Raw genomic sequence first — 19,956 nt, forward strand, 5'->3', positions numbered from 1 at the left:
GCCTTCGTTTTTGATCCAAGTGCCTTTGCTGTTACTGCGCTGCCACCGTCCCGGCGTTTCCATCCTGCTCGCGAATTGTCTGCGCCTGGTACTGCGGGTCTGACGTGATCTGCTGCTCGGTAAACGGCAGCACACTCAACTGTTTCTTCGAAAAAGCCAGCGTCTGATCCCGCGCGTACTTCGAACCCGGATCGCTGGACAACGAGAACGCCAGCAAACCTTGAGCGTGCGGCCCCTCGTCATCGAAGGTCACTACCTGCAAGTAGCTCGTGCCACTGACCACTTCAAGTTTGCCGTCTGTTCTCGGCACGCTTTGTATGGCGTTGTAGACGCCCAACGTGCCGGGTCCACCATGGATCGGCGTTTGCTGGCCGCCGCTGCTGGCCACCTGAATATCGCCCCAGCGTACGTCTGGCTTCAACCCTTGGGCTTTTACCTGTTCAACCGAAACGAGCATGGCCTCGCGAAGAGCCTTGGCGACATCCGCCCGGTCAATGGCCAGACCACGCGGGGTGTTTTGCGGATCTTTGGGATCAAATGCCACGCGCCAGATACCGGGGTTTTGCTGCAACGGTTCCATGACATTCTGGAAGTGGACAAAGCCCAGCCCGCTGTCCAGATTCGCCCGGCGATCCCACGCCTTTAAATGGCCGCACAGCGGCGTCAGCGCCGCGGCATCGGCGCCAAGGTTACCGGCACAAAACTGCAGCAGATCCGGCATCACCTGTGCGGCCAGGTACACCTGATCGTCCATGACCATCCGTTGCAAATCCCCTGTCGTCAAAGGCCCGGACTGCTCCAGCGTGGCCAAGCGATCCAGTGCAAAACGCGAGCGCAAACCCAACGGCTGGCCTTCCTGGCTGATCAATGGCGAGAACCCGGTGAGCGGTTGCGCCGGGTTGGCCATCCAGGCGGAATCATTGGAGTGCTGCACAAAATCCTTTCGCGACAACTGCGGTAATTTGTCTGGGGCAAAAATGCCTTTTTGCGCTGCTCGCGGGTCAATGTCCCAGGCACAGGCACTGTTGGAGCCGTCGAGCACGATCATTTGCAACCCGGCCCGTGGATCGCTGCACTTGGCCAGTTTTTCCGCGTTGACGTTTGGCACCACCGACAGGTTCATGTACAGCGTTTGCCCCTGATCATCCACGGCCAGGGTGTTGACCCACGGGATGCCCTGAAGGGCGTGCACCGAGGCCTGCAACTCCTTGAGGCTGTTCGCCTGGTTCATCGCATACCACTGCTGCAGGACCCGGTCGTTATCCAGGTTGGCATCGCGCAGGCTGTACGCGTATTGATGATTCCAATCCAGTTTTCCAGGCCATTGCACGATCGGGCCGAAGGACGTGCTGTACACCACATGAGAAACCGGCGTGGTCTGACCATCAGGTTGCTGCACATTCACCGTGAGGGTTTGTTTTTTCATCGGCAAGGACTTGCCGTCGAGCAGGTAGCGGGTCGAATCCTTGGGATCAAGTTGCAGTCGATACAGCGTGAAGTGTTTGGATGAGTCCACGGTGTGGGTCCAGGCCAAGTGCTGGTTGAACCCGATGTTTATCATCGGCAACCCTGGCAGCGCAGCGCCCATCACATCCAGTTTGCCGGGAATTGTCAGGTGCATCTGGTAGAAGCGCATTGCGCCGACCCAGGGAAAATGCGGATTGGCCAGCAGCATCCCGCGGCCATTGAACGAACGTTCGCTGCCGATGGCCACGGCGTTACTCCCGCGATCCAGCGCAAACCGCTGCATGCGCGAGGCCGCCACCTGGAAGGACGATGGCTCAGCGATCACTTGCGTGACGGCTTGGGGTGGAGTGGCACCCGCCAACGCTTCGGCGAACTGCCCTACTCCACCTTCGACCAGTAGACGACGGGTCAGCTTGACCAGGTCCTGGGCAGTAATCTCGCGCACCCAGCCCCCCTGACACTGCGCGGGCAAACCCTGGGCCCGGCGTTCTGCCAGCGAACGGTTGTAGCCGGCGACATAACCGTCAATGAGTTGCTGCACTTCGGGCGTTTGCGCCTGCCAGAAACCGGCGACGGCATCGGGTGTGTTCAGCCAGATGAAAAACAGGTCGCTGACCAGATTCTCACGCTCTTCGACAGTCAGTTGTTCCGGGCCGAAATAGCGTGAGCGTTCACCATTGACAGTGACAATTTCGTTGGCCAACAAACACAGGTTGTCCTGCGCGTAGGCGTACCCGATGCCATAACCGAGCCCCCGTTCGTTGTCGGCACGAATGTGAGGCACGCCGAAACTGGTGCGGCGAATGTCAGCGCTCGCCTGTTCTGTCTGACTGCGGGCGTGTGCCACAAGACTCAGCGCCACTAACAAACCCGCAAGGCTTAGCCTGGTTAACTGCCTGAAAATAATCACACTCGCTCCTGATCGAATAGACAAACACGCTGCCTTCTCTCAGGAACGAAACAAAAGACAAAAATTTAGGCTCGCAAAGCCATTCCAAATGGCCTTCTAACGGGCTGCTCACATGGCACCGACAAATTTTCTACATTTGGGCCTTCATTATTTGTCGTGCTCGTTCGTCTAAATGACTGAGAGCCCCCTTCACATTTTCTGGCCGGCTCGGAAAAGGAGTTTTTGCATGTACAACTCGCAATTGCCAATGGACGGTAGCAATGCACCCTCGGGCCCTGCCATGGGCTCCGGTATTTTCGAGCCGCGCGGCGAGCGCAACGGCAATGAGCGCATCCGGTTGCTGCTCAAAAGCTTTGGCCTGCGCACCAGCCTGATTCGCCTCAAAGTCATTGACGCCTTACTGGTTGCCGCTGAAAGCGATCGTAGTCTCGGCGTGCGCGGCGTGCACAGCCAGTTGCTGGACCTGGACATTCCCTTGTCCTTTCTCAGCGTGCGTGAAGTGTTGAAACGTTTGTGCAGCGAAGGCGTGATCACGCTCAATCCGGACAAAAGCTACAGTCTGCATCCGCACGCTGTAGCCATGCTCCATCGCGATTCACCCGTTGAAGATACGTCGCTCAAGCCTTGACCTTGCGACGCATCACGCCGTTGATCACCACCACGACCACCGCCACACCAATGGCGATGTACTGAAACAGCTTCTCGCTGATGACACCTTCGTTTTGCAGATACGAAAGGCCGAACATGATCCCCAGCACGACCAGGGAGATCAGAATCGAGTATTTCAAACGTTGCGATTGAGTCATTGCGAGTTCCTGAACCTGAAAATGTATCCGCTTTGTATCCGAACGCATGCCAACCCCCTACCTTTCTTCGGGGATGGCGAGCTGTAAACGGGGTCTCATGTTACAGCCGATGAAGAGATTTGGCTTCATAGCGGCGCTAACCATGAGGATTTCGAAATGTTTCGTCGAATCACACAGCTGATTCCCCTGATCGCAATTTTGGCCTTGAGTGGCTGCATCATTTTCCCCCACGGCGGTTGGCACGGGGATCACCACTATAATCGTGGCGGGCCCGGTTATTACGAGCATCGATAACTTACGACCGGGACAAGAGCTATTCATTATTTACTTTAGTACGTAGGACAAATCCGACAAGCTCTTAACTAATGCCCGCGCTGTCGCGGGCATTTTCGTTAAACCCATTAATGTTTTTCACCCTGCGACTCACATTGCATCATCTCGCAAACAGTTGAAACGCCCTGTTTCAATCCTTTATTAGAGCCCTCCCTGATCGTTGGATACTCTTACTGCGCAACAAGAGCACACATCAATTAACTCGCAGCAAAAAACTGGGAATATATGGACAGGCCTTTGATCAATATAAGCGCGTGTCATTTGCTTGGCTTTTGCTTCGCAATAACGCTTTTCGAACTACTGACTTATATGGCCAGCGATATGATCATGCCGGCCATGTTGACTGTCACTCACGACTTGAATGCAAGTGCACAACATGTCCCATTCGCTTTCAATCTGTATCTGGCAGGAGGCATCCTGTTGCAGTGGCTTATCGGACCACTGTCCGATCACTTTGGTCGCCGTAGAATGTTACTTATCGGTTCTGCGGTATTCGCCCTCGCCTGCAGTGCCGCATTCAGTGTGCAAAGCATTTATGCGTTCAATGGATTACGCCTGATCCAGGGCTTGGGATTGGGGTTTGTCATCGCCGTCAGCTACCCGGCATTGCAGGAAGTGTTCTGCGAAGCGGACGCGGTAAAAATCATGGCACTGCTGGGAAATGTCGCACTGCTTTCTCCCCTTCTCGGCCCGCTGTTGGGCAGCCTGCTGCTGGAATGGTTAACCTGGAGGGAACTGTTTTTGCTGCTGGGCATGAGCGGCATGGCGGTCTGGCTGGCACTTTTTGTGTACATGCCGGAAACCGTGGGAACGTTACGCCATGACGGTCAACGCCTGATGGCCGTGCCGTTTGAATGGGGCGGTACCGTGCGCCGTTATGCCGCACTGCTCGGTAACACGCGATTCCTGAGCGCCAGTGTCGCGCTGGGCATCATGAGTTTGCCGTTGATTGCCTGGATCGGGTTGGCGCCACTGCTGCTGATGCATAACCAAGGGCTTTCGCCACTTGCTTACGGCCTGTGGCAAATCCCGGTGTTTGCCGCGGTCATTCTTGGCAACCTGATACTCAATCGATTGATCGCCAAGACCGACATCCCACAACTGATTAGATACTCGCTCTGGCCGTTGTGCGGTGGGCTCTTCGCATTGGTCGTCCTCAGTTTCTACGGCGTCTCGACGCCCTTGCTGATCGGTTGCCTTGGGCTTTACGCGGTCGGTCTTGGCATGAGCAACGCCGCACTCTATCGCCTTGCATTGTTCTCAAGCGATGACAGCAAAGGCCTGGTCTCGGCGATGATCGGCATGATCTCGATCCTTGTCATGGGGGGCGGTGGTTCGTTGCTTGCGGCAGTCGGCGCTGGTTACAGCCATGAATCCTTCTCCCTGATGGCGGGCATCGCCGGGCTTCTATCCCTGTTGCCCTTGCGGTTTTTTCTTCGCCGCAACGCTGTCGCACTTACCGTCTGATCCCCAAGCACAGGTCCATTGATGATCCATTTACCCCATACCGATGCGCTTTGCGCGTTAACGAAACCCTATTGCCTGGATTCGGTACCAGACGGCCTGTTTGATCGGGCGATGAGTGAAATCAGTCTGTTCCATTGTCAGCACACGCCGGGCTATGAACGCTGGCTGCACGCCAATGGCCTTGATGCCAACGCGCTGGCATCGATGGATGACTGGTCAAGACTGCCGCCGATTTTTGCCAACTATTTCAAGCGCCATTTATTACTGGGTTCCTCGGGAAAGGACGCGCTTGAGCTGACATCGTCTGGCACCAGCGGCCAAAAAAGTCGCATGCGCTATGACACTCGCAGCATGGCCGCCGCCCAAGGCATGGTGAACCACATTTTCCGGCACTACGGCTGGGACACTCCAGACAGCCCCTGCAACTACTTGCTGCTGAGCTATGAACCCGACGCAGTCATCAGCCTTGGAACCGCTTTCACCGATCAGTTTTTATGCCGCTATGCCCCCGTCAATCGAGTCGCCTATGGATTGCGCCGCACTGGAAATGGGCACGCGTTCGACCCGTTCGGGGTTGTCCACGCCTTGCAGCAATTTGCTGAAGAAGGCTTGCCCGTGCGCATTCTCGGATTTCCAGCGTTCCTGTCCCATGCGTTGCAACATATGGAAGACACCGGCCTGACGGACCTCAAGCTACCGGCCGAGTCATTGGTGATTCTCGGGGGCGGCTGGAAAACCCAGGCGGCGCAGGAAATGCCTCTGTCGCGGTTGTACCAACGGATCAACCGCCAACTGGGTATCGACCTGGCGCGCTGCCGGGATGGTTACGGCGCCGTCGAGCATGCCGTGCCTTACGTTCAGTGTGCTCACCAGCATTTTCATGTGCCGGTTTATTCGAAGGTTTTCGTGCGCAATCCCGCCGACTTCAGCGTCCAGCCCTACGGCAAACGCGGCTTGTTGGAGTTCGTATCGCCCTACATTTCTTCAAGCCCGGCGCATGCCGTGGTGATGAGTGATCTGGCGACATTACACCCCGGCGCAAGCTGCGGGTGCGGCTTGACGACCGACTGGTTTGAACTGCATGGACGCGCCGGAACAACCGCTAGCCGAAGCTGCGCAATGGCCGCGTCCGAACTGATGGGAGAGGCATGACATGTACTTGATCAATGGCCAACTGCGTGACGATGTCACCCTTGAGGCAACCCTTGAGCGCCTGCACCAACAACTGCCACGGCTACTGAGTGCACCGATCGACAGCGGTACCGTGATCGAAACCGTCACTCGTTTTGCCCTGCAATTGCAGACTCGAACAGTTGAATTGCCCCTCAACGATGAACAACGCCAAGGGCTTGTCGACTTCTGTCAGCGCAGCAACCTCAGCACCAAGCTTGAACGAGAACTGGGCGACCAACCCCGTTCGCTGCGACGTATCGACTACCGCCAAACAAGTTTTGAAAGCTGGCACCCGCTGGGGCTGGTGGTGCATGTGACGCCAGGCAATGCACCGCTATTGGCGTTCTGCGCGATCGTCGAAAGCCTGCTGGCCGGTAACATCAATTGGCTGCGCCCCAGTTCCAGCGACGAAGGCGTGACCGCTCGGTTACTCGCGGCACTGGTTAAGTGTGACACCAGCGACAGGTTGGCAGATTTCGTTGCGGTGCTGCCTGTCAGTACGGCACAGATCCCTGAACTCTGCACTCGCGCCGATGGCGTGTCAGCCTGGGGCGGCGAAGCGTCCCTTAAAGCCATTCGTCAGCACATCCCGGCCGGATGTCGCTGGATCGACTGGGGGCACAGAATCAGTTTCGCTTACCTGTCGCCAGACGCGACCACTGCATCTACGCTGGATGCCTTGGTGGATGAAGTCTGCAGTCTGGATCAACAGGCCTGCTCCAGCCCGCAATGGCTGTTGGTCGACAGTGACGATCCCGTGGTGTTGCAGGGGCTGGGTGAACAACTGGTCGAAGCGTTTGAACGCCGTGCCCTGCAGTGGCCGGCGCTGACCCCGACCGATCAGGAAGCCTCGGAAATCACCACCCGTTGCGCCATGGCTCGACTGGATCTCTGCTTTGCAAACCAGACCGGCCAGGTCTGGAACGGCTCAGGATGGCGGATCATCTGGGAGCATGATCAAACACTGGCCCCCTCGCCACTGTTCCGCACGCTGATGCTCAAACCCGTGCCGCAACACTTGATCGCCGAGACGCTGCTGCCGTGGCGTACCGTGCTGCAGAGTTGCGCGCTGATCTGTTCACCCGCACAAGCGCCACAGCTGGTACGCACGTTGGTCAACGCGGGGGTCACGCGCATTGCGCCTTGCGGCTCTATTCATGATGGTTACGCCGGTGAACCGCACGACGGTGTCTACGCGCTGTCGCGTCTGAGTCGTCGCCTCTCGGTGAGCCTGCCGGCAGAAACAGCGACTGGCCGGGCAACACTCGACATGCCGCCACCGGCTCCCCCTTCAAGCCAAACGCCAATCATGGATAAAAACGCGTTCATGGCCCAGCCCATCAGCGGCTCAGCCCAACTGTATTTTCGTTCGGGGGGCAGCAGTGGCACGCCGGCGGTGGCCGGGTACAGCTATCGCGACTTCGAGCGGCAAATGCGCGCGGCAGCCGATGGTATGTTCGCCGCCGGCCTCGACCCTTCTACGGACCGGGTGATGAACCTGTTTTACGGCGGCGGCTTGTACGGCGGGTTTTCCAGTTTTACCAAGGTGCTTGAGCTGATGGAGGTGACCCATTTCCCGATGGGGGCACCGCCGAATGACGACTTCAGCGAAATTGCGCAAATGATCGCGGACCAGCGTGTCACCGTGCTGATCGGCATGCCAAGCACCTTGCACCGCCTGTTCTTCAACGAGCAGGAGCGCCTGCGCGTTTACGGCGGCATCCATAAAGTGTTCCTCGGCGGTGAACACCCGGCAGAGGCCAGCCTGCGCCTGATGGAAAGTTGTGGGGTGTTGCAGATTCGCTCGGCGATTTATGGCTCGGTCGATGCCGGTCCCCTGGGGCATGCCTGCGCATCGACGGCCAATGGGGTGTTTCATTTGATGGGCGATACCCAGCATCTGGAAATCGTCGAGATCGAACAGGATGTGCCCGTCCAGGCTGATGAAATCGGACGATTGCTGTTTACCTCCCGGGCGCGGCAAGGTCAGGACGTACGCCGGTATGACGTGGGCGATACCGGTCGCTGGGTACCCGGCCCCTGTCCTTGCGGACTTGAATCGCCGCGGTTCGAATTGCTTCAGCGCCACGGCAAGCTGCTGCGGATAGGCACAGAGTTCATCTCGCCATCGGCGCTGCAAGAGCGTGTCGGCAGACCGATTCAAATTCAGCTGGATCATGCACCGAACGGCATGGAACGGCTGCGGGTTTTCATCGATTCAGACAGGGGTAGCGTTCGCCAGTCCCTATTGACCGATGAAGCCTTGTCGAGCGCGGTAAACAACTGCTTTTTAATGGTAGAAGTTCACGAATGTGCGGAATCGGCCTTCACAAGAAACAAACACAGCGGCAAAACACCCTTGGTTATTGATAACCGAATACAAATACACCGCTGATCAGCAACATCCTGTCTCTTAACCGTAGACATGCCTGATATAAAGAGAGCCCCGTGAATTCCATGTATTCGCTTGAACAACTCGTGCCTTTCATAAGGCAACACTCGAACTTTTACCGCAATCATCTGCAAGACTTGCCCATGTGCGAAGTTACCTTGAACGCGCTGCCATTAATAAACGTGGATGAGTATTGGGCAGACAGTCACGACTTGAATAACTGGGCCGTGCTGACAGGACGTATCGACGATGGCCTGGTATTTAAAACCGGGGGCTCGACCAGTCAAGGCAAACTTAGCGTTTATACCCCCAATGAATGGCGGACATTGGTAACCACATTTGCACACAGCATTTCCTCTCAACTGAAGAACGGCGACCGGGTCGCCAATCTGTTTTTTTCCGGTGATCTTTACGCCAGCTTCGTGTTCTTCCACGACTCACTGGCGCACGTCACACACTCCATTTGCGAGTTTCCCTTCACGGGCAATGTCGACCTGGACGTGCTGGCTGATGCTGTAGATCAGCATCGGATCAACGTGCTTGCCGGCGTTCCAGCCCAGTTGTTGCGATTTGCCGCCTACCTGAGTCGGCATCAACGGGTGTTGTGCGGCGTCGATACATTGCTGTACGGCGGCGAAAGCCTGTTCCCCGCGCAAATCGCCATGCTCAAGACAGCGCTTCCCAATGCGCGCATCGCCTCCGCCGGCTACGCCAGCGTCGATGCCGGCCTGATAGGGGCCAGTAGCCGTGACTGTGCCTTGGGAGAGCATCGGACGTTTGAACCCCACACACTGCTGGAAATTGTCGACGAACACACCGGCGAAGTCATCGAAGAGTGTGACCGTACCGGTTTGCTGGTGGTCACCAACCTTACGCGCCGGCTCATGCCCCTGCTGCGGTATCCCGTGGGTGACCGCGCTTGCTGGCGCGAGCCAAGCGCCACGCCGATGCGCAAATTCGCGCTCAAGGGACGCAGTGCCCACAGTCAACGGGTTCGGGTCGGGACATTGTCGTTGCTGATCGACGAAATCCTGTTGATCGTGCAGCACATCGCTGGCAGCGATCAATGGCAGTTGGTGATCGAGCAAGAGGGCGTCATAGACCTTGTGACGGTGAAGTGGGTGCCCACCATGCCATCCACCGACACCCTCCCCATCTGCAGCGCGCTGCATGAAGCGCTGATCGCCCATTATCCCGGCATTGAGCAACTGAATCGCCAAGGGTTGATGGAACTGCGCGTGGTGCCCTGTGCAACCACCGATTTGAACCTTCACCCGCGCTCTGGCAAACAGATGCGGGTTCTGGACGTGCGCGCGTATGACTCGCCGTCAACGGAGCGTCAGTAATGTCGACCCTCGTTTATCGTCGCTTCCAGCCAGGTGATGCACGCGCCGTAAGTCAGTTGTTTCGCCAGATCTATGGGGATCATTACCCTCGACCGGACGTTTATCTGCCGAACATGATCAGTCAGCACAACGCCTGCGGCCAATGGTTCTCGATGCTGGCGGTCGACGGCGAATGCGTGTTGGGGCACGCCGCGTTATGCCGTGACTCACTGTCGGACATCCCCGAGCTGGCACTGAGCGTGGTCCATCCCGCTGCGCGAGGTCAGCGTATCGCGACACACCTGGGTCGGGAATTGTTGTTGCAGTCGCAGGCGCAACAGGTCAAGAACGTCTTGATCAAACAAGTCACGCACCATCCCCACACGCAACGCATGGCCCACAGCATCGGGTTTCACAGCACGGGATTGCTTCCCGACTACGCGCCGTCCCCGCTCACCAGGCCGCTGCCGGAAACCATGGTGCTCGGCTGTTATCTGGCCGAGGGGCACACACGTCCGTTACCCGAAGTTCAGTGGCCTGAAAGTTGTCGCACGCTTATGCAACGCTTGTGTGATGTGTTCGGGACTTATCGGGCCACGCTGTCGCCAGCGTCGATGCCGTTGCAAATCAGGCAAAATCACCAACGCTACGTCGTCGTCATTCAGCGTTTGAGCGACGCATTGCTGGACCAACTCCGGAGGTTGCCCAGCCATTGGCTCATCTCGGCCAAAATCGAGCTGTCACGCCACTTTGCCGAGGACCTGCACCGTTTGACCCTGCTGGGTTTCACCTTCAGCGGATTGATGCCCGCCCTGCGCAGCAACGGGTGGTTTGCGCTGTTTCACCGAGGGGCGCAGCCGCGTCATCTCTCCCTGCATTGCCCTGACATGCAACAGTTGCACGATAACTTGCAGCGCGACGCCAGCGCACAGGCCAACACCTGTTCAGCCGCTTGAACCCTTCCGGTAAACGTTAAGGCCCGGCTGCGCGCAAAGCTCCACCAGCCAATCGACAAACACCCTCACCCGCCGGGACAACTGGCGGTGAGGCGGATACAGCGCCGTCAACGGCATCACCGGTGGCGGCACGTTCCCGAGCATTTCACACAATCGGCCTTCATCGAGTTGGCGAGCAACGTGGTAATACGGGGTCTGAATCAGCCCATACCCCGCCTCACACGCCGCCAGGTAACCGTCGGCGCTGTTGACTGCCACCTGTTTGGGCAAATCCATGAGTTGCACTTCGTCATCAACCTGGAATTCCAGTCCAAAACGCTTACCGGTCGTGCCGGAGAAATACTCCACCATCCGGTGCCCTTCCAGGTCTGCCAGACATTGAGGGATTCCATGGCGTTGCAAGTAGTCAGGGCTGGCACAGGTGACCTGGTCCAGCATGACCAATGGCCGCGCCACCAATGAATCATCCAGCGCGCAGCCACCACGCAACACGCAATCGACCCCTTCGCGGATCAGATCGATGGGGCGATCATTCAAACCGATTTCCAGCTCGATCAAGGGATAACGTCGGGTGAACGCCGGCAATGCCGGAATCACGATCAAGCGCCCAATTCCTGCCGGCATGTCCACCCGCAGCAACCCTTTGGGATTGTGTCGAGCGGCGGAAAACACCGCTTCAGTTTCTTCCAGGTCCGCCAATAGCCGCAGCACTGGAGGTCAAACTCAGCGCAGATGAATTGAAAGCGCTGGAGTCGATATTCCCCGCCAATGCCACCGCAGGCTTGCGTTACCCCGAGGAAGTCATGAAGTTGCTGGACCGCTAGCAACAGTGCCTGGCCCGCTCCACCCTGAGCGGGCCGGCAACCTTTCACGCCTTGGAGCTGACACCCTTGTCCGTAGGAGCGGTCGTGCCATTGCCCTTGCCATAAGTGGCCAGGTTTTGCAGGACGTAGATGGCGGTCTTGTATTCCGGGATCAGGCCAACCGCGTATTTATCGCCCTTGATGCTGTTGTTCTGGATGGTGTCCAGTTGCGTGGCGAAGTATTCCAGCGCATTGAACTTCGCATCCGGATCATTCTGTACCCCGAACCGGTCAAACTTGTCCCCGGCGTTCATCAAGGTCATCGACGTAATATCGGAGATCAGGCCTCTGCCACGTAAAAATGCACTGAGATTGCCCAATTGTTTGGACGATACATTTTCCGGGTCGAAGCCTTTTACGTTCCTGAATATTTTCTGCTCATCCATCCTCGCCGCGTTCAGCGCATTTGGATTGGTGCCCACCAGCGCGAGCATTTGCTTGACCCTGGCGCTGTGCGTCACGGGCTTGCCGCCGCCAGTGTTCTGCACCAGTAGACCCGCCTTGGCCGTCCATCCCCCAGTATTGCCGATTGTCATGACTGAGCTTCCGACTGCGTGACCATATTCAGATCCTTCTTGAGTGGGTTTGGAGCGGGCGAGTATCGGGTCTGGCAACTGGCCACTCCAACCCCTATTTGCTCATTTTTACAATTTCCGTACATTTCAGATACAAACTGGCAAGTGCCCGGCTTTATTGCCCTAGACGAACTTTCCTGGAGGGGTCTAGACAACTAACCCAGCGATTTGTACGTCTCGGTTAGTTTGTTTGTATCCGTTTCGATACCTACCGCTTTCCGCTGATGCCCGTTCCTGGACGATCGTGCCTAAAGCTATCCCTGCCCAAGCCGATAGCCCGATGAAGCAGCGATGCCCCCTCCAAACCTAATAATAAAAATGCTGCACACAAGGACCGGTCCCATGCCCACATTCCGTTCGATCCAGGCTCGCTACACGCTGTTTCTGGTCCTGTTTATCCTGTTGCTGTTCGCGCTGACGGTGGTCGGAATCAGCCAGTTGGTCGCGCCTAAACTGCGCCATACCGAAGAACAGGTGGCCCTCAACCGCATCGCCGACGTCGCCCGACAAATCCAGGGCGAACTGAACAAGGTTCAGGCACAACAGCGCAGCATCACCCAAACCATTCCCTTACTCGACAGCGCTGGCATTGACACGGTATTGCCAGGCCTGGTGGATCAGTACGGTGAATTGAAAGTCTTTGGCGGCGGGATCTGGCCGTTGCCGGGCCAACGTGAAGCCGGGCGCAATAAATTCAGCACCTTCTGGCACCGTGACGCCTCGGGCAAACTGGCGGTCAATACGTTCTGGAACAGTGACGCCGCACCGAACTACTACGACCAGGCCTGGTACAAGGGCGGCATGCAAACGCCACGTGGCCAATGTGCCTGGGCGGCGGCCTATAAAGATGACGCCAGTGCCGAGCCGCGCACCAACTGCGCCATGGCCATTCAGAAAAATGGCGTGGCGTACGGCGTGTCGACCATCGACGTGACGCTGGGCTTCTTCAATGACTTGATCGCGCAAAAGGAAAAAGACCTTGGCGCCGAGATGCTGATTGTCGAAGCCGACGGCAAGATCATCAGCAACAGTTCGCGTATCAGCGGCCCCATCGTTCTGAAAAACATCAGTGAACTGGCGGGCAACTCACCGTTCGCCAGCCAAGTGAAAGCCGGCCTGCAAAACCGTGACCAATCGCAGCGCGTCGAATTCGACAACAACGGCGAAGACAGCACCTTCTTCATGCGCCCCATCGAAGGCTCACCGTGGTTCCTCGCCACCGCCCTGCCGAGCAAACTGATCACCGCCCAGCGTGATGACGTGCTCAGCACCCTGAGCCTGTTGCAAATCCCGATGGTCATTCTGCTGGCGCTGTTGCAGATCTACGCGATTCGCCAACTGGTCCAGCGCCTGAAAATCCTCAAGACCAATATCGATGCGCTGTCTGCCGGCGACGCCGACCTGACCAAACGCATCACCATCCGCGCCGAAGACGAACTGGGCGCCATCGGCCACTCGGTCAACGCCTTTATCGTCTACTTGCAGAACATGATCGGCGAAGTGACCCAGGCCACCGGCGCCATGGCCTCGAGCCTGGACAACCTGCAACGCACCTCGGCCCACACCAGTCAGATTCTGGTGCGCCATGCCTCGGAAACCGATCAGACCGTCACCGCCATTACCGAGATGAGTTCGACCGCTGAAAGCGTCGCACAAAATGCCGCCGAGACAGCGGCCTTCACCAAGCGCGCCAACGAAAACGCCGACCGTTCGCGGGTGGTGGTGGGCGAAGCGTCGAGCAGCGTGGTTGCGTTGATCGAGGAAGTGGCGAGTGCCACCCACAAAGTCGAAAGCATGCAGCAGGACGCGCAACGCATCACCGAGATTCTCGGGGTGATTGGTGCCATCGCCGGGCAAACCAACTTGCTTGCATTGAACGCAGCCATCGAAGCGGCCCGGGCCGGTGAACAAGGCCGAGGCTTTGCGGTGGTCGCCGATGAAGTCCGTGCCCTCGCCGGCCGCACCCAGGCCAGCACCTCGGAAATCAATGAAATGCTCACGCGCCTGACCCAAGGCGTCAGTTCGTCGGTCGCCGCAATGGAAAACACCCAGGCCAGTTGCCAGTCCGCCGCCGACGCGACAGCGCGGGTCAACTCGGGCCTGGATGAAATGGCCGGTTCCGTCAGCCACATCAACGGCCTGAGCACGCAGATCGCCACCGCGGCCTCGCAGCAAAGTGCGGTGACCGAAGAGATCAACCGCAGCATGGTGCAGATCCGGCACATGGTGGATGAACTGGTGAAAAGCGGTCAGGCCAGCGAGTTGAATACCCGGCAACTGGTGGACGCCAATGCGCGCGTCAGTTCGATCATGGGGCGGTTCAAGGTTCGTTGAGTACCTGAAAAGCCTGGAGCAAACCTGTGGGAGCGAGCTTGCTCGCGATAGCGGCCCTCCAGTCAGCATCATTGTTGACTGACACACCGCCATCGCGAGCAAGCTCGCTCCCTCAGGGTTTTGCATTGGCTGCATTGTCTTTGCATTACTTGGAAACAATCTCGCCCCTCATCCGTGGCTAAACTGGTCAAAATGCCTCTTTTTTTGACCGCCACCGAGTCGAGACCTTCCCATGCGAACCCCTCTGCGTCTGGCCGCCCTGAGCGTCCTTTTTATATCCTCCCTGGCTCAGGCCGCCGACCTGATCCCCATCGAAGTGCACCGCGACGCCAATTGCGGCTGCTGCAAAAAATGGATCAGCCACCTCGAAGCTAACGGTTTCAAGGTTGAAGACCACGTCGAAACCAACATGAGCGAATTCAAGCAGCAGCACGGTGTGCCACCGCGTCTGGCGTCGTGCCATACCGCGCTGATCAATGGCAAGTTCGTCGAAGGCCATGTCCCGGCGGACCAGGTGGTGGCGCTGAGCAAGCGTGACGACCTGCTGGGCGTTGCCGCACCCGGTATGCCCATGGGTTCGCCCGGGATGGAAATGGATGGCATGAGCGATGCCTATCAAGTGATCGGCCTGAAAAAGGACGGCAGTGATGTGGTGGTGGCGGACTACCCCGCCCATTGATGTCCGGTGCGTACCTCGGGCTGTTTCTCGCAGCGTTCGGTGCCGCGACGCTGCTGCCGCTACAGTCCGAAGCGGTGCTGGTGGGGTTGTTGCTCAGCGACCGGTATTGGCTTTGGTCGCTATTGGCGATCGCCACGTTGGGCAACGTACTCGGTTCGTTGGTGAACTGGTGGTTGGGACGCGGTATCGAACGGTTTCGCGACCGACGCTGGTTTCCGGTCAGCCCTCGTCACTTGGAACAGGCTCGACAGCACTATCAGCGCTACGGCCATTGGTCTTTGCTGCTGAGCTGGGTGCCGATTATCGGTGACCCGCTGACGCTGGTGGCCGGCGTCATGCGCGAACCTTTGGGACGATTTCTGCTGATGGTGACCCTGGCCAAGGCCGCCCGTTATGGCGTGCTGGCCCTGGCCACGCTGGGCTGGATGGGTTGAACGATCGAGCGCGGCGATTGCCTGTGTTTAATGTCGCCCTAATCAGGCCGATCCAGCATCGGCAGGTTTTCTTTGGAGTTCACCCATGCCCCTCGCCCTCTCCCGCTGGCTGCCCAGCCTGCTGCTGACCGCCGCACTGCCCCTCGTCGCCCACGCCGACGGGCCGGAATACGGCCCTCAATTGCAGGGCTTCGACTACCCCTACACCGTCAAGCATTTCGCCTTTGAGTCCCAAGGCAAATCCTTGCAAATGGGTTACATGGACGTCGCCGCCCATGGCAAGGCCAATGGCCGCAGCGTGGTGCTGATGCATGGCAAGAACTTTTGCGGTGCGACCTGGGACAGTTCAATCAAAGCCCTCAGCGAGGCGGGCTATCGGGTCATCGCCCCGGACCAGATCGGTTTCTGCACCTCGAGCAAACCCGAGCACTACCAGTACAGTTTCCAGCAACTGGCAACCAACACCCAGCAACTGCTCAAAGCCCTTGGCATCCAGAAAGCCAGCCTTCTCGGCCACTCCACCGGAGGCATGCTCGCTACCCGCTATGCGCTGCAATACCCCGAGCAGGTCGAGCAATTGGCGTTGGTCAATCCCATCGGCCTGGAAGACTGGAAAGCCCTCGGTGTGCCCTACCGCACCGTCGATCAATGGTACTCGCGTGAGCTCAAACTCACCGCCGACGGCATCCGCACCTATGAGCGCAACACCTATTACGGTGGCCGCTGGAAGCCGGAATTCGATCGTTGGGTCGACATGCTCGCCGGCCTGAACAAAGGCCCGGGGCATACGCAGGTCGCGTGGAACTCGGCGCTGATCTACGACATGATCTTCACTCAACCGGTGTATTACGAATTCAAAGACCTGAAGATGCCGACGCTGTTGCTGATCGGGACCTCCGACACCACGGCCATCGGCAGTGACATCGCCACACCTGAGGTCAAGGCGAAGCTCGGTCACTACGACGTGCTGGGCAAACAAGTGGCAAAACTGATTCCACAGTCGACCCTGATTGAATTCCCCGGCATGGGCCACGCGCCGCAAATGGAAGAACCGGCGCAATTCCACAAGGCCTTGCTCGACTGGCTGAACAAAACCAACCCCGTTCATTGATGAGGTAAGGCTGATGGCGGTGCAGATTGCGGTGATCGATGACTGGCAGGACGTCGCACGCGACGTGGTGGACTGGTCGGTGCTGGACAGCGTTGGCGAGGTGAGTTTCGTCCATGACTACCCCACCGACAACGAAACCCTGGCCGAGCATCTGGGTGCCTTCGAGGTGATTTGCGTGATGCGCGAACGCACCCGGTTCGATGAGGACCTGCTGCGTCGGTTGCCAAAACTCAAGCTGCTGGTGACTGGCGGTATGCGCAATGCGGCGCTGGACTTCAAAGCAGCCGCTGCATTGGGGATTCAGGTCTGCGGCACCGACAGCTACAAACATGCTGCACCGGAACTGACCTGGGCGCTGATCATGGCAGCGACCCGCAACCTCGTGGCCGAAGCCAACGCCTTGCGCGCGGGTTTTTGGCAGCAGGGTCTGGGCGGTGACCTGCACGGCAAAACCCTGGCCATCCTCGGGCTCGGCAGCATCGGCAAGCGCGTCGCCCAGTTCGGGCAAGTGTTCGGCATGCGGGTGATTGCCTGGAGCGAGAACCTGACCAGCGAGGCGGCTGCCGAAGTCGGCGTGACCTATGTCAGCAAGCAGGAACTGTTCGAGCAGGCCGACGTGCTGTCGGTGCATCTGGTGCTCAGCGACCGCAGCCGTGGCCTGGTCGACGCCCAGGCGCTGGACTGGATGAAACCCACGGCACTGTTGGTCAATACCGCCCGTGGACCGATTGTGGATGAGGCAGCGCTGATCAAGGCGTTGCAGAAGAATCGCCTGGCCGGTGCGGCGCTGGATGTGTTTGAAGTGGAGCCTCTGCCTGAACATCATCCGTTCAGGACGCTGGAAAATGTGCTGGCGACGCCGCATGTGGGGTATGTGAGCCGGCAGAACTACCAGCTGTTCTTTTCGCAGATGATCGAAGACATTCAGGCGTGGTCGGCGGGTAAACCCATTCGGTTGTTCACCTGATACCGAGTTTTCGTTCTTCGCGAGCAGGCTCACGCCTACAAGGGACCGCATACCTGTAGGCGTGAGCCTGCTCGCGATGAGGCCATCAAATCCCCCCATCAACCCGAACCAAACGCACCGCAACAGTGCACCACCCCCTCCCAATTCGCCCATTTTCGTGACTCACCAGTCCCATTTTGACCCACTCCCAAAAATAAACCTGCCCTTCGTCGGTGCGTTTCCCCCTGCGCGCGCGGTTCTTTTACCCTCTTGAAACTGATTGTCGAACAATTTCACCAGATGACCCGCCCCGCTCTAGGATCTGGCCTAGACTCAATTTCGCGAGGTAAAACCGGTCGGTCATCTGGTTGTAAAAAACTCGAAACTTTCAGTCCTGGCCAGGGGTCAGGTTAAAGGTAGGGCTAACGCGACTGGTGCATTCCTTGCAACGGCCCCTCCAACCCATCTGCTTCACCGCATTGGGCAGCATTTGCCACGATGCGTGCGCGTTTGCGCCCGGCCACAGGAATTGGCCACACCGTTTGTGCCAGACCTAAGCTTTAGATCAACACCACGGGAGATTCATATGATTAGTGCGGCTTTAGATATTCAGGGAGAGCGTGCTCATCAGCAGGTCGGCGAATCGAGCGCCGTCAATGCACCGAGCGCGCACCCCATCAGCGTCCCGGGAACCAAGACGCTGGCACCGGCTGCCAGTCAGAATCCAAATAGAAAGAAAGTGTTGTTCGTCACCTCCGAAATTGCCGACCTGGTCAAGACCGGCGGCCTGGGCGACGTCTCCGCCGCCCTGCCACGGGCCATGGCGCAGTTGCACGATGTGCGGGTGCTGATTCCCGGTTACCCGCAAGTGCTGCACAGCGAAAACCCGATCCACATCATTGGTGAACTGGGTGGGCACGCCGCACTGCCGCCCTGCAAGATCGGGCGCATGGACATGCCGGACGGTCTGGTCATCTACGTGTTGATCTGCCCCGAACTCTACGAGCGTGAAGGTTCGCCCTACGGCGCCAACAATGGCCGCGACTGGCCAGACAACCACATTCGCTTCGCCCGCCTGGGCCTCGCTGCCGCCGATATCGCCGCCAATCTCGCACAAATTCATTGGTGCCCGGATCTGGTGCACGCCCATGACTGGCCTGCTGGCCTGGCGCCGGCCTACATGCACTGGCGTGGGCAGCGCACCCCAACGTTGTTCACCATTCATAACCTGGCCTATCAAGGCGTCACCAGCCTCGGCTCCTGCCCTGAACTGGGAATTCCCGCGCACGCCCTGCAACAGGAGGGTATGGAGTTCTACGGCAAGATGTCGTTCCTCAAGGCCGGCATGGCCTACTCGAGCCACATCACCACCGTCAGCGCCACCTACGCCCAGGAAATCACCACACCGGCCTTCGGCTGTGGTCTGGACGGTTTTCTCGCTGCCAAGACCCAGCAAGGCCTGCTCAGCGGTATTCCCAACGGTATTGATGAAAGCTGGGACGCGGCCACGGATTCGCACCTGTTCCGCCCGTTCAGCATTGGTGATTGGGACGGCAAAGCGGTGAACGCCGCGCACGTACGCGAATTGTTCGGCCTGGCCGATTCCGAAGGTCCGCTGTTTGCCGTGGTTTCGCGCCTGGTCTATCAAAAAGGCCTGGACCTGACCGAAGCGGTCTCCGAGTACATCGTTAAATCCGGCGGGCAGATTGCAATCATCGGCCGTGGCGAACCGGAAGAAGAACAAGCGATGCGTGAACTGGCCCTGCGTTTTCCAGGACAGATCGGCGTGCGCATTGGCTTCAACGAGACCGATGCCCGACGCATGTTCGCCGGCAGCGATTTCCTGCTGATGCCTTCGCGCTACGAACCCTGCGGCCTGAGCCAGATGTACGCCCAGCGCTTCGGCTCGTTGCCGGTCGCGCGCAACACCGGCGGCCTGGCTGACACCATTGAAAATGGCGTGACCGGCTTCCTCTTCGATGAATCCACCGTCGAGAGTTATCAGGAAGCCCTGAGCCGTGCGTTCAAGGTGTTCGCCTTCCCCGACCTGCTGCATGCCATGCGGTGCCGGGCCATGGCTGCGCCGTTCAACTGGTGCAAGGCAGTGGAACCCTACGCCGAACTCTACGAACAACTTGTGGCCAAGGCCTTGGGTAAATCAGGCCGACAGTAAGAGGTTTTCAAC

15 protein-coding genes and 2 pseudogenes are annotated in these 19,956 nt (G+C 58.3%); 13 read left to right on the forward strand and 4 right to left on the reverse strand.

What is annotated here, in order from left to right; translation table 11 throughout:
• Nucleotides 1–31: 31 nt before the first annotated feature.
• Nucleotides 32–2,377: a bifunctional acylase PvdQ gene (gene pvdQ, locus AB4N43_RS03360; protein ID WP_460153169.1), complete on the reverse strand. Its 2,346-nt coding sequence runs from the start codon at nt 2,375–2,377 to the stop codon at nt 32–34.
• Nucleotides 2,378–2,603: 226 nt separating this feature from the next.
• On the opposite strand from pvdQ, the gene AB4N43_RS03365 reads away from it, so the two are divergent.
• On the forward strand, nt 2,604–3,005 hold the full coding sequence (locus AB4N43_RS03365; protein WP_027923491.1) for a fe2+ zn2+ uptake regulation protein: 402 nt from the start codon (nt 2,604–2,606) through the stop codon (nt 3,003–3,005).
• On the opposite strand, the gene AB4N43_RS03370 is transcribed toward AB4N43_RS03365, so the two are convergent.
• Nucleotides 2,995–3,183, reverse strand: a complete 189-nt coding sequence (locus AB4N43_RS03370; RefSeq protein ID WP_027923490.1) for a hypothetical protein — start codon at nt 3,181–3,183, stop codon at nt 2,995–2,997. The two genes, AB4N43_RS03365 and AB4N43_RS03370, sit on opposite strands and share 11 nt — an antisense overlap.
• 558 nt (nt 3,184–3,741) lie before the next feature.
• On the opposite strand from AB4N43_RS03370, the gene AB4N43_RS03375 reads away from it, so the two are divergent.
• Genes AB4N43_RS03375 through AB4N43_RS03395 form a run of 5 tightly spaced genes read left to right on the forward strand, consistent with a single transcriptional unit; the run spans nt 3,742 to nt 10,829 of the window.
• Nucleotides 3,742–4,983: an MdfA family multidrug efflux MFS transporter gene (locus AB4N43_RS03375; protein WP_027923488.1), complete on the forward strand. Its 1,242-nt coding sequence runs from the start codon at nt 3,742–3,744 to the stop codon at nt 4,981–4,983.
• Nucleotides 4,984–5,004: 21 nt separating this feature from the next.
• Nucleotides 5,005–6,135, forward strand: a complete 1,131-nt coding sequence (locus AB4N43_RS03380) for a LuxE/PaaK family acyltransferase (protein WP_059180916.1) — start codon at nt 5,005–5,007, stop codon at nt 6,133–6,135.
• A 1-nt stretch (nt 6,136) separates the two neighbouring features.
• Complete coding sequence (locus tag AB4N43_RS03385) at nt 6,137–8,551, forward strand: aldehyde dehydrogenase family protein (protein WP_460153172.1); 2,415 nt, start codon at nt 6,137–6,139, stop codon at nt 8,549–8,551.
• 53 nt (nt 8,552–8,604) lie between these two features.
• Entirely contained in the window at nt 8,605–9,894 is a 1,290-nt protein-coding gene (locus AB4N43_RS03390) for a phenylacetate--CoA ligase family protein (RefSeq protein ID WP_059180918.1), read from the forward strand.
• Nucleotides 9,894–10,829, forward strand: a complete 936-nt coding sequence (locus AB4N43_RS03395; protein WP_027923484.1) for a GNAT family N-acetyltransferase — start codon at nt 9,894–9,896, stop codon at nt 10,827–10,829. Before AB4N43_RS03390 ends, AB4N43_RS03395 begins: the two co-directional genes overlap by 1 nt.
• Here the strand turns inward: AB4N43_RS03395 and AB4N43_RS03400 are convergent.
• Nucleotides 10,818–11,546 (reverse strand): annotated as a pseudogene (locus AB4N43_RS03400) (LysR substrate-binding domain-containing protein); the annotation flags it as partial. The gene AB4N43_RS03395 and the pseudogene AB4N43_RS03400 sit on opposite strands and share 12 nt — an antisense overlap.
• On the opposite strand from AB4N43_RS03400, the pseudogene AB4N43_RS03405 reads away from it, so the two are divergent.
• A pseudogene (locus AB4N43_RS03405) lies at nt 11,534–11,653 on the forward strand (aldo/keto reductase); the annotation flags it as partial. The pseudogenes AB4N43_RS03400 and AB4N43_RS03405 overlap by 13 nt on opposite strands.
• 44 nt (nt 11,654–11,697) lie before the next feature.
• Here the strand turns inward: AB4N43_RS03405 and AB4N43_RS03410 are convergent.
• The gene (locus tag AB4N43_RS03410) at nt 11,698–12,228 is read right to left on the reverse strand and encodes a hypothetical protein (RefSeq protein WP_027923481.1); all 531 of its coding nucleotides are present in this window, start codon (nt 12,226–12,228) and stop codon (nt 11,698–11,700) included.
• A gap of 381 nt (nt 12,229–12,609) precedes the next feature.
• Here AB4N43_RS03410 and AB4N43_RS03415 point away from each other — a divergent pair, with 381 nt between their 5' ends.
• The 6 genes from AB4N43_RS03415 to glgA all read left to right on the forward strand — a co-directional run bounded on the left by AB4N43_RS03415 (nt 12,610) and on the right by glgA (nt 19,944).
• A complete protein-coding gene (locus AB4N43_RS03415) occupies nt 12,610–14,601 on the forward strand; it encodes a methyl-accepting chemotaxis protein (protein ID WP_027923480.1) in 1,992 nt (663 codons plus the stop codon).
• Nucleotides 14,602–14,833: 232 nt separating this feature from the next.
• A complete protein-coding gene (locus AB4N43_RS03420) occupies nt 14,834–15,280 on the forward strand; it encodes a DUF411 domain-containing protein (RefSeq protein ID WP_027923479.1) in 447 nt (148 codons plus the stop codon).
• Nucleotides 15,280–15,714, forward strand: a complete 435-nt coding sequence (locus AB4N43_RS03425) for a YqaA family protein (protein ID WP_027923478.1) — start codon at nt 15,280–15,282, stop codon at nt 15,712–15,714. The genes AB4N43_RS03420 and AB4N43_RS03425 overlap by 1 nt, the downstream gene beginning before the upstream one ends.
• An 85-nt stretch (nt 15,715–15,799) precedes the next feature.
• Complete coding sequence (locus AB4N43_RS03430) at nt 15,800–16,825, forward strand: alpha/beta fold hydrolase (protein WP_059180921.1); 1,026 nt, start codon at nt 15,800–15,802, stop codon at nt 16,823–16,825.
• Between the two features lie 13 nt (nt 16,826–16,838).
• Nucleotides 16,839–17,792: a D-2-hydroxyacid dehydrogenase family protein gene (locus tag AB4N43_RS03435; RefSeq protein ID WP_194939990.1), complete on the forward strand. Its 954-nt coding sequence runs from the start codon at nt 16,839–16,841 to the stop codon at nt 17,790–17,792.
• A 565-nt stretch (nt 17,793–18,357) separates the two neighbouring features.
• Entirely contained in the window at nt 18,358–19,944 is a 1,587-nt protein-coding gene (gene glgA, locus AB4N43_RS03440; RefSeq protein WP_027923475.1) for a glycogen synthase GlgA, read from the forward strand.
• Nucleotides 19,945–19,956 lie beyond the last annotated feature (12 nt).

It is taken from the genome of Pseudomonas sp. S2_B07 (assembly GCF_054668435.1).